This window comes from Shewanella phaeophyticola, from assembly GCF_025398315.1.
GTDB lineage: Bacteria > Pseudomonadota > Gammaproteobacteria > Enterobacterales > Shewanellaceae > Shewanella > Shewanella phaeophyticola.
Genome location: NZ_JAODOQ010000001.1, coordinates 1,985,592 through 1,997,251, shown reverse-complemented (window position 1 = coordinate 1,997,251; position 11,660 = coordinate 1,985,592). Strand labels below are relative to the sequence as shown.

8 protein-coding genes and 1 pseudogene are annotated in these 11,660 nt (G+C 37.7%); 8 read left to right on the top strand and 1 reads right to left on the bottom strand.

Annotated elements, in window-relative coordinates; all coding sequences use genetic code 11:
- Positions 1-70: 70 nt before the first annotated feature.
- Positions 71-784: pseudogene (locus tag N4T56_RS09305) on the bottom strand (FadR/GntR family transcriptional regulator).
- 591 nt (positions 785-1,375) lie between these two features.
- On the opposite strand from N4T56_RS09305, the gene N4T56_RS09300 reads away from it, so the two are divergent.
- The 8 genes from N4T56_RS09300 to N4T56_RS09265 all read left to right on the top strand — a co-directional run bounded on the left by N4T56_RS09300 (position 1,376) and on the right by N4T56_RS09265 (position 11,575).
- The gene (locus N4T56_RS09300) at positions 1,376-2,287 is read left to right on the top strand and encodes an MATE family efflux transporter (RefSeq protein WP_261733028.1); all 912 of its coding nucleotides are present in this window, start codon (positions 1,376-1,378) and stop codon (positions 2,285-2,287) included.
- The gene (locus tag N4T56_RS09295) at positions 2,215-2,739 is read left to right on the top strand and encodes an MATE family efflux transporter (RefSeq protein ID WP_261733027.1); all 525 of its coding nucleotides are present in this window, start codon (positions 2,215-2,217) and stop codon (positions 2,737-2,739) included. Before N4T56_RS09300 ends, N4T56_RS09295 begins: the two co-directional genes overlap by 73 nt.
- 138 nt (positions 2,740-2,877) lie before the next feature.
- The gene (locus tag N4T56_RS09290) at positions 2,878-4,311 is read left to right on the top strand and encodes a LysM peptidoglycan-binding domain-containing protein (protein ID WP_261733026.1); all 1,434 of its coding nucleotides are present in this window, start codon (positions 2,878-2,880) and stop codon (positions 4,309-4,311) included.
- A gap of 243 nt (positions 4,312-4,554) precedes the next feature.
- The gene (locus N4T56_RS09285; protein WP_261733025.1) at positions 4,555-5,019 is read left to right on the top strand and encodes a TonB-dependent receptor plug domain-containing protein; all 465 of its coding nucleotides are present in this window, start codon (positions 4,555-4,557) and stop codon (positions 5,017-5,019) included.
- Positions 4,967-6,592, top strand: a complete 1,626-nt coding sequence (locus N4T56_RS09280; protein ID WP_261733024.1) for a TonB-dependent receptor plug domain-containing protein — start codon at positions 4,967-4,969, stop codon at positions 6,590-6,592. The genes N4T56_RS09285 and N4T56_RS09280 overlap by 53 nt, the downstream gene beginning before the upstream one ends.
- 50 nt (positions 6,593-6,642) lie before the next feature.
- Positions 6,643-7,134 (top strand): YfiR family protein, encoded by a 492-nt coding sequence (locus N4T56_RS09275; protein WP_261733023.1) that lies wholly within the window; start codon positions 6,643-6,645, stop codon positions 7,132-7,134.
- 44 nt (positions 7,135-7,178) lie between these two features.
- Positions 7,179-9,476 (top strand): ATP-binding protein, encoded by a 2,298-nt coding sequence (locus N4T56_RS09270; protein WP_261733022.1) that lies wholly within the window; start codon positions 7,179-7,181, stop codon positions 9,474-9,476.
- Positions 9,476-11,575: a two-component system response regulator gene (locus N4T56_RS09265; protein ID WP_261733021.1), complete on the top strand. Its 2,100-nt coding sequence runs from the start codon at positions 9,476-9,478 to the stop codon at positions 11,573-11,575. Before N4T56_RS09270 ends, N4T56_RS09265 begins: the two co-directional genes overlap by 1 nt.
- The last annotated feature ends 85 nt before the right edge of the window (positions 11,576-11,660 follow it).

Sequence of the window (11,660 nt, the reverse complement as noted above, 5' to 3'; positions counted from 1 at the left end):
CCGCTGGGCAAATTGATAAAAACATACCGATACTAAATAATAAGGTGACAATATGTTTTTTAAATATTAATTATATTGGTAATTTGCTTTTAACTGCTTGTAAATGCGTCGACGAGGCTAAACGTGCTTTGTCACTATTACCCGCCATAATGGCACTGTAAATTTGACGATGCTCTTCAATACAGGTGCTGCCATCTGTGGATGAATGATGTATAAAATTAGCAAACATAGTCGTTAAAATATTACCAAATGGCAGATAAAATACATTGCCTGTAGAGTTGAAAATTAAACTATGAAATTGGGTATCAACCGAGATTCACTTTGCTTGATCAAATACATCAGCTTTTGCGATGTCGCACATTTGTTCAAATATTTTAGACAGTTTCATTCGTTGTTCAACGGTGGCATTACGCGCGGCGAGGGCACAGGCTTCTGGTTCAATAGCATTACGTAAACCAAGAAATTGCGAACAAAATTCGTCATTGTCCGAAATACCATCCATCCATTCAATCAATTGTGAATCTAAGAAGTTCCAGTAAGCACGCTCAACAACTTTAGTGCCCACTTTCGGTCGAGACTTTAATAAACCTTTAGACGTTAATAGCTTAACGGCTTCACGCAGTGCTGTACGGCTGACACCAAACTGCTCACATAATTCAAGTTCATTTGGAATGATTGAATTTTGTGGTAATTGACCTGACAAGATCTTTCTTGCAATTTCACGAGCAACTTGCACATGTAAGCTACGTTTTGAACCTGCAATAGACTCGAAACCACCTTCCATAACACTCTCAACTTTGTATTAATACTATTTAAGTACAACTATACACTTAATCATGGGCATCACCAAACACAGGGAACATAGAAATATGGTTTTGATTGTTTTGTCTATAAAAATACAATTTATTAGCGATTGCAGTAACAATAATATATGAACGACATTCATATAAATCGTCATGTTAAGTAAGGTACCATCACCTAACATAAGCTTTTATGTGATGAATGTAGAAAGTTGATGGATTATTTCCGCAGTCAAATAGTAGACTGTTTTATCGACAGGTAAACCGGCATTTGATACCATTAATACATCGTATTGTATGATTTAATGTTTTGTTGTCGCTTTGTATGTTCCTAAATCAGATTATTGTGATTGATGTTCCCCTACATAACGTTAGCGCCCCCTAAGTGCTCAATACCTTTTCATTGACATTCTCTATTAAAGTTATTGATTAATAGACTATTGAGTGGGTTGTCGGCATTAAATTATTCAGCCTACATTATACAAATTAGGTCTGTCATTTATTGCTCACCGATTGTCGTTACGCTTGTACCGAGTAAAAGCCATTTTTTTATATGATGTTATCCAGGATAAACAGTGTTATATAAATTTATATCAAATAATTATATAAGAAAAAACATCGCCTTAGGTTGGCCATTAGCCCTTAATGCGTTGTTGATGCAATCTATGTTAATGATTGATACTTTGCTGGTGAGCCCACTAGGTGAAGTATCATTAGCCGCAATGGGGATTGCGACAACCATAGTATCGTTTATTCTTGGGATTCAAATGGCGTTGGCTAATGGTACCCAATTGGTCATGAGTCGCGCGGTTGGATCTGGTAGCCCATCTAAACTGTCCAATGCTTATTGGTCAGGTATGTTAATTAATCTCAGTGTCGCGATGGGCTTTTGGTTGTTACTGTCCTGGTTTGATACAGACTTAATACGCTGGCTAACCGACAATAAAACCTTATATATTGAAATTGGCGCTTACCTAGACATTGCCAAATACCTTGTGTTATTCACCGCAATCACTCAAGTGATCACCGCCATGTTTAACGCGATAGGCAGCAGTAAAACACCATTTAAAAGCTATTTGATTGAGTTACCCATCAATGCCATTGCGTCATATTTATTAATCCACGGATTTAACGAGTGGCAAGGCCTCGGGGTCATTGGTGCTGCAATAGGCAGTGTCATAGCGATTAGTTTACGAATGGTATTTCTTTCAGCCTGTTTAAAATACAAAGCTGAATTAACACTGAGTTTTACCAGTCAATTTAGTGTGTTTGTAAACAACATGAAATTACACTTTATTGAGATCTTTCCTGTGGCGGCAAACGTAACGATGTTATCGATTGGCGCGACAATTTATCAATTATTGTATTCACAACTTTCAATTAATGCCTATGCTGCGATCACTGTTTTAATGCCGTGGATAAGGGGGGGACACAGTTTATTACTTCATGGGCTCATGCCTCTGCCATTACAATTAGCCAGGCTATAGGGTCTAAAAAACTCGACAATTTAACAGCCGATGTTGATATTAGTATTATTATGGCGGTGGTGTTATCTGTGTGTTCTTGTGGATTATTTTGGGGGTTAAGTTTTGTTATTGCAGACATTTATCCTGGATTAGATCCCGAAACCTATTTAGCCCTCACCACCATTGCTCCGCTCTATATATTGTTGCCGTTTATACGGGGTTATAACACAGTCCATGGTCATATATTGCGTGCATTAGGCAAAACGACAGCGGTTTTCAAAATTAATTTTACTGGCCAATGGCTAATCTCTATTCCGCTTTGTGGGGTGCTTATTTTATATTTTGACGCATCTATTTTTTGGGCTTTTGCTGTCATGCCATTTGAAGAAGCAGTAAAAGCATTACCGTTTAGATATTTAGCAAGAAAAACCTTAAAAGAGTTTGACCATACACAAGCTGATAAATTGATTTAATTAAGGTTGTATCGCGCCCAATTGATTGACTTTATTTGGGGTAAACAAAGCGATGGAAAGCGTTTTATAACTCAATTACAATGCGAAATATTAGTATATAAACGATTTACCTGTGTGATAGCTAAGGGTTAACTTGAATTGAAATCAACCATCATTTTTATTGCTGTCAGTGTTATGTTGTTAACAGGATGCCAAACTGCCCCTTTAAGTGATGTCCAAGCAACACAGTTAGTAAACAACAAAGTCAACTCAAAATCGATTAACGTCCCGAGAGCATTGGTCAGACTGCAAAGTAAGCAAGCTGATGATGTTTGGGAGCGGATCCGTATGCAAATGAATATGCCCATACCTGATGAATTTTTGGTGAACAAATACCGTGACTGGTTTATTCAACACCCTGAGCATCTTGAAAAAATATCGCAGCGCGCTAGACCGTTTTTATATTTAATTGTTGAAGAGTTTGAACATCGAGATTTACCGATAGAAATCGCCTTGTTACCCATTGTTGAAAGTTCGTTTAACCCTTTGGCATATTCAAAAGCTGACGCTTCGGGTTTGTGGCAATTTACGTTGCCTATGGCCAGCCATTTTGGCTTAAATATGAATTGGTGGTATGACGGCCGTAAAGATGTGCCCGCAGCAACCTCTGCAGCCTTAGACATGCTTGAGTATTTATATCAAAAAACCAACAACTGGCTTTATGCCTTAGCAGCCTATAATGCCGGTGAAGGTCAACTAAATCAGGCGATTAAGTACAACCAAGAACGTGGCTTAAGCACTGATTTTTGGGCGTTAAATTTACCAACAGAAACCAAGCAATATGTGCCTCAATTACTGGCCATTGCCGATGTAATAAAAAATGCGCAAGCATACGGTATTAATCTGAAACCTATACCCAATATACCTTGTATTGAAGTGATTGATGTTGGTAGCCAAATTGATTTAGCTGTTGCGGCAAAGCTGGCGAAAATACCTGTTACACGTTTACAAAAATTAAATCCTGGTTTTAACCGCTGGACCACATCACCACAAGAGCCGCATCAGTTGGTGATACCTGTGAGTAAAGCCCATAAGTTTAAGCTGGCGTTAGCCAATACTGACGTTAACGAACGGATAAAATGGTACAAATATCAAATTCAACACGGTGATAATATTACGGTTATCGCACAACGTCATCAAACCAATGTCGATAAAATTAAAGCCATGAATAATATTGATGGAGATAAAATTACAGCGGGTCAATTTTTATATATGCCGCATACGGCATCGAAGGAAATTTTAGATGTAGAATTTGCTGGTTCGCAATCTACGGCGAAGAAAATAATTCGCAAAAAGACTGAAAATACATCAGTTCAACCGCAGTTAATCACTGCAGCTTCCAGTGTCACTCCTCAAGCTTTGCATACTGTTCAATACGGCGATACCTTATGGAGTATCGCTAGATCTTACAAGGTAAGCGTTGAGCAAATTATTAGTTGGAATAATATGACTGATAGAGACAAACTCACAGTAGGTAAAATACTCAAGTTTTATCAAAACGAACAAAATAAAAGCTTGCAAATGCGCCTGTAATGAGGAACGCAACCTAAGTTACAAATGGCAATCGTAACGTAGGTTGATTGCTTTGAATTATCTTACTGAGCTCACAGTTCTAACATTTCAACAATATATTTAAAGAATATTTTCTTTTAAATTAATAAAAATCATACCCTACGGCATACTTTTATTGTTTGTTAGTGTAAATTAATTGTATAAATGTATAAGTTTGTTCATAAATTTTTACATGACAGTTAATTTTATGAGGGCATCACTGCAATGTTGAAAATCAATGTATTTCCTTACACAGCGTTAGCGGTTTTATGTGCCAGTTTTACTGTAATGGCACAAGAGTCCAATTCACTAGACCTTAGTTTACAAGAATTGATGAATGTTGAAGTTACATCGGTTTCAAAGCAAAAACAGCCTTTATCTAATTCTCCCGCCGCTATTTATGTGATAACCAACGAAGCAATTCGCCATTCTGGTGCAACCTCCATACCTCAAGCTCTTCGTGACGTACCAGGCTTGCATGTTGCTCAAATTGATGCTCAAAAAGTGGCCGTCAGTAGTCGTGGCTTTAATGGACGTTATAACAATAAGCTTTTAGTCATGATGGACGGTCGAACACTTTATTCTCCTGCATTTTCAGGAGTGTATTGGGAAGTTCAAGATACGTTAATGGCCGATATTGACCGCATTGAAGTTATTAGATGCACCAAGTGCAGCATTATGGGGGGCTAATGCCGTAAATGGTGTCATTAATATTATCACTAAACACAGTGCAGATACCTTAGGCGGCTATGCAGAACTCGGGGCGGGTGATTATGAGCAAGGGTTTATCGGCGCAAGATATGGCACTAAGCTAACAGATAATGCTAGCACCAGAATGTATATTAAAGGCAATCGTCGTGATTCATTAGAGCATAATTCAAAAGATCTCGACAGTTCACTTGTTGATGCTTCATCTATTGTTGATAAAAGTAATGATTGGCGCCATTTACAATTTGGTGGCAGGGTTGATATCCAACTTGAAAATGACACTAGTTTGACGTTAAGCAGCGACTATTACACCAGCAAAATGAATCAAGCATCAAATATAGCTTCAATGGATGAACCGCAATATAGAACATTTTATTCAGAAGAGTTAGAAACCGAAGGTTTCAATTTATTATCTCGATACACTAAAGCGTTATCGGCAAACTCTGAATATACTCTACAAACCTATTACGATTTTGCTGACAGAGACGAAGAGTTATATCATTTACGCACCAATACTGTTGATATTGATTTTCAGCATCAGCTCATTGTTGGTCAAGATCATAATATCGTTTGGGGCTTAGGTTATCGATATATAAGCGATAATTTAACTTCAATGTCAATTTTAACCAGCTCAGAGCCCGGTTCAACACAAACGCATTTATGGAGTGCATTTGTAAGCGACGAAATAGCCTTAATGGATGATGCACTATGGTTAACATTAGCATCAAGATTTGAACACAATGATTATACCGGGTTTGAAGTTCAACCCAATATCCGTTTGATGTGGCAAGTTGATACTAAAAACAGTGTATGGACTTCAATTGCCCGTGCGATTAGAACGCCGTCTCGAGTTGAAACTAACTTAATAGTTAATGCATTAAATATTCCGCCATCGGATGTATCACCAACGATTAAAGTCTTTGTGGTAGGAAATGATGATTATGAATCTGAAGAGATTATTTCATATGAAATGGGTTATCGCTTCATGCCAATGAATTCTCTGTCTTTTGATACCGCGATCTTCTTTAACGATTATGACAAATTACGTAGTACATCAGAAGGGACTACCGACTTTAGTACATATCCTGATTATGTTAGCCAATATACCTATTTTGAAAACCAGTATGATGGATATAACTATGGTGTAGAGTTATCGTCAATGTGGACTGTTACTGATTTGCTGCAATTACGCATTAACTACAGCTATATTCACAATGAATTCGACGATGTGCTTGGTCAAAACACTAAAGCCCCTGAACAAATGGTATCAAGCATTATTGATTGGCAACCATTGACTACGCTGGGGGTTAATTTCGTTTGGCGCTTTATTGACAGTACAGAATCGCTCACGGGTGAAGGAACTCGTTACAAAACCATCGATAGTTATAAAGGGGTTGATATTGCGCTAAATTGGGCTGTGTCGCCTGATATTATGTTATCGGCTTACGGTAAAAACTTATTTTATCCCGCTCACCTAGAATATGAAGCCGAAAGCATTTTGCTGCCTTATCGTGTTGGCTATAGTTATTTTGTTAAAGCTAGCATTAATTTTTAAGTTGATCGATGAAAACTATGACGATCTATAGGCAATTCATTTATGGATTAATGACTGTATTTGTCCTGTATTCAGGTTCATCTATGGCAGAAGACGCTTTTGAATTAAAGGCGGCTTTTACCTATAACTTTGTAAAATTCACACAATGGCCGCAAACACGTACAGAACAGAAGTCGGCTTGGAACATATGCTATTTTGGTAAACAATACCGAGACAGTTTTATGGCACTTTCAAAAAAGAAAATCGGCAATCAATTAATCGCGCCAAAAGAGTTAACAGAAACCAATCAAGTCGCTCAATGTGATGCTATATTTATTGATAGCAATTACCGTGAATTAACCCGCCGTTTATTTTTAGCCGTTGACGATAGAGCCATTTTAACGGTTTCTGATATTTCGGGCTTTACTGCACAAGGTGGGATGATTGAAATTATTGAACAAGATCAACGTTTATATTTCAAAGTGAATCAGCAGGTGTTAGAAAAGTCGGGCTTAACCATTAGCTCACAAGTGTTGAAATTAGCTGTTGAGGTTAAACGATGAAAATAAAAAATTTTTTTTCGATTAAAACAAAATTGATATTTTCAATGCTGTTGATTTCTCTCATTGTTATTACCATAATTTCAACCTCTTTAATTAATAAACAGTATGAAATTACTCAACAAAAAGCCCAGCAAAACCTGACCGTATTGAGTGATATCGTAGCCAGTAATAGTCTTGCTGCAGTGATTTTTAATGATCCTTTATCAGCAGAAAAAACCTTGTCAGCATTGGTTGCTCAGCCGGATATTGTTCATGCAGTTATTTATGATGGGTTGGGTGAGGTATTTGCGGTTTATCAAGGCAAAAATAGTAGTGATACACCGCAATTAGACGCAATAAACAACTTACCTTCATTAAAACAAAAACACCTTAGACTTGATACTGTAGGTGTACATTCTTACACCCCATTAGTTTCAGAAGGGGAGTTTTTAGGGGTGTTGTATATCACCGACAATATGAATACCTTGTCAAAACAACTGGACGAATATTTACTGTTAGTTTTTTCAACAGGTGTGTCTGCTTTCATGGCTAGTGTATTAGTTATGTTGTGGTTACAATCTTTCTTTACTAAGCCTCTCAATACCTTGTTGGCGGTTATAGAACAAATATCAAATAAAAAAGATTACTCGCAACGTGTTCATATTAAATCAAATGACGAGTTTTCTAAGTTAGCCGACAGTTTTAACGTGATGATAGCCGAGGTTGACGCCCGAGGTCAGCAACTCGAAACCATTAATCACGAACTTGAAAATCGGGTTAACGAACGTACATTTGAATTACAGCAGACCTTGGAAATCGCTAAAAAAGCTAATTTGGCGAAGTCTGATTTTTTAGCGGTAATGAGCCATGAAATCAGAACTCCCCTGAATGGTATTATTGGATTTTCAGATTTACTGAGTTCATTTGAACTCGAACAAGATGTGTCCAATACCGTACATTTGATTAATGAATCAGCGCAAACCTTATTGTTATTGTTAAATGAAGTATTAGATTTTTCAAAAATTGATGCCAACAAGGTAGATTTAGATATTCATGAGTTCAATTTATACGAACTTGTGAGTGTAACGTGTAAATCACATCAAGCGGTTGCAGAAAAGAAGCATCTCATTTTTGATCTCGATATTCAGCCATTGTCCCAAAATGTCTTTATAGGTGACTCTGTAAGAATTAGGCAAATTCTTAATAATCTAGTATCAAATGCACTTAAATTTACTCGCCAAGGTGGGGTTAAGGTTAAAGTCCAACAACATATTGAAGGCTCCGACACCTTTATTACGTTTACGGTTAAAGATACCGGTATGGGGATCGCCGCTAATAAATTAGAATCTATTTTTACGCCTTTTACACAAGCAGATAATTCAATTACCCGCGAGTATGGTGGAACCGGATTAGGTTTGGCCATTTGCCAACAACTTATTGCATTAATGAATGGCCGCTATGGGGTAGAAAGCACACCAAATATTGGCAGTACTTTTTGGTTTAGCATTCCGTTGATACAAAATAATTGTATTGTTCAGAATGACCTTCAAGACGTCGTGAAACTTGAACAACATACAGCAGAATATCGTAAAGCGTCAGTATTAGTTGCTGAAGACAATGTGATTAACCAAATGGTTGTTAAGCGTTTACTCGAATCATTGGGGCATACATGTGAAATAGTCTCAAATGGAATGGAAGCCATTGCAGCTGCAAGCGAAAAAAAATTTGATGTGATCTTTATGGATTACCATATGCCAGTAGTTGATGGTATAGATGCGACTCAAACGATAAGTCATTTGAGTACAACCAGCATTAACCATTCCACCCCAATCATCGCGCTTACCGCAGACATACAACCCAATGTTAAGCGACGTTTTAGGGAGGCTGGCGCTAAAGATACACTTCTCAAACCCTTTACACGTCAAAATCTAACAGAATGTTTTAATAAATGGTTATTTGATGGACCTCAATCAATAACCCTAAGCCAAAATGAAAATATTGATGAACCACCGATATTCTCTGATGGCTCGTTGAACGATATTATTGAGATTTCACCTGATGACGCTAAGGAACTTGTACAAAATATTGTCGAGATATATTTGCAAACGGCGCCCGAGTTGATTAACCAAATTATTGTCGGCATGGCTCATAATGATGCCGATAACGTATTTAAAGCTGCCCACTCACTAAAGTCTAGCTCAGCAAATTTGGGCGCAATGAAAATGCAAAGTATAGCCAGCCAAATTGAACGCTCTGCTCGTAACGAACAATTAAATGTGCTTGGCGATATTACTGATACAGTAATGAGTGTATTTGAGCGAAGTAAACAAGCTTTATTGCATAAGCTAGAGGAACTCTCGTAATGGCATTATCTTCAGCTCGCGAGGTAATATTGTTAGTGGATGATGATCCGGTGATGCGCATCCTGATGCGTAAAGCATTAACATCGTCTGAAGCATCAATTATCGAAGCGACTAATGGCAAAGAAGCCATCGCTCAGTTTAAGCGTTATTCTCCTGAACTCATTTTGCTTGATGTGTCAATGGACAATATGGATGGTTTTGAATGCTGCTCAATTATTCGTGCGTTACCAGAAGGTGAAAACGTAGCCATTATTATGGTTACGGCATTAGATCAACCCCAAGACATCCAAAAAGCATTTGATGTGGGTGCAACAGATTTTATGACAAAACCGGTAAAATGGCCACTGCTCAGCCATCGGATCCAATATGTTCTTAAAGCGAATAAAACCATAAAAGAATTAACGAAAAGCAAAAATAAGCTTGCTAAAGCACAAAGCATTGCTCATCTAGGCTCTTGGGAATGGGACTTTAAAACAGAATCATTAGATTGTTCTGATGAAGTTTATCGCATGGTGGGGATTACACCACAGCAAGTTGAAATGACAATGGAATATCTTATCGAGGTTGTTCACCCAGAAGACAGAGAGTTTGTAAGAACGACAGTATTAAATGCCCTACAAACCAAAGAACCTTACGATATTGAATACCGAGTGTTAAACACATCTGGAGAGGTGATAACCGTTCATGACGTCACTGATATCACATTTGATTTCGGTGAGCCTAAGCTCAATGGTACCTTACACGACATCACCACACGAAAAAAAACAGAACAAGAAATAAGCTATTACGCCTTTTATGACACATTAACTGATTTACCTAATCGCCGTAAATTTTTAATGCAATTAGACCTAGCCATTGCAAATGCACAACGTCACACCACAAAATTGGCGCTTTTATTCATAGACTTAGACTATTTCAAGAAAATAAATGACACATTAGGTCATAAAGCTGGCGATGAGTTATTGTGCCAGGCAGCACAGCGGATAAAAGATTCTATAAGGGCATCAGACCCCTTAGCGGTAGGGGAGCGAGCGATGTTTAATGAACAACATATCGCTCGGCTCGGTGGTGATGAGTTTACGCTAATCTTATCTGATCTCTCTGATTTCGACAGTGTAGCCATCATTGCGCAGCGAATAATTGATTCACTGTCGAAACCATATTTTATTCAAGGACATAAAACCTTTATTTCAGCGAGTATCGGTATTTCATTTTACCCAGATGATGGCACTACGGCGGATATATTACTTCAACATGCGGACACCGCCATGTATGAAGTTAAAAACAATGGTAAAAATAGCTACCAATTGTTCTCACATGAAAAACATCAATCACTTATGGCACGACTTAAAACAGAAGCCGAGCTACGTGAAGCAATACAACAAGGCGGCCAATTAGAGTTGTATTATCAGCCTCAGTTTAATTCAGTTACCTCACAAACTGTTGGCTACGAAGCACTACTACGTTGGAATCACCCAACAAAAGGTATCTTGTCTCCAATTGATTTTATGGCCGTAGCAGAAAGCAGTGGCTTAATTATTGAGATAGGTAAGTGGGTGTTAGTTGAAGCCTGTACACAAGCCAAAATGTTGCAAGATAAACACATTGATTTTAAGCGCATGGCGGTCAATCTATCTGCCTTACAATTTAATGATGAAAACATTTATGACTATGTGAAGTTTGCTATAGAACACACTCAGGTTTCACCATATTTACTTGAGTTAGAAATTACCGAATCTGCAATTATCCGAAATGTTGATGACGCGATCACATTAATAATCAAATTAAAAGACTTAGGCGTTAAACTCGCCATTGATGATTTCGGTACCGGTTACTCGTCATTAAATTATTTAAGAAACTTCCCAATAGATACCTTAAAAATAGATAAATCGTTTGTTGATGAGATTGTGACTAATCAAAAAGACGCCGCCATAGCGCGAACTATTATCCAATTAGCAATTAACTTAGAGCTGAGTACCATTGCTGAAGGGGTTGAACACACCGAACAGCTTGAAATACTCAAAAGCCTCGGCTGCGATGACATACAAGGATACCTGTACAGCAAAGCATTGCCTGCAAAACAATTATGGGAAGAATAAATTTTAGTGCCCAGTCTTGCCTTATTAGAATCTGACCAATCATAAATTATTAATGTTACCTCGAATAAGATAATTACCTATTTTA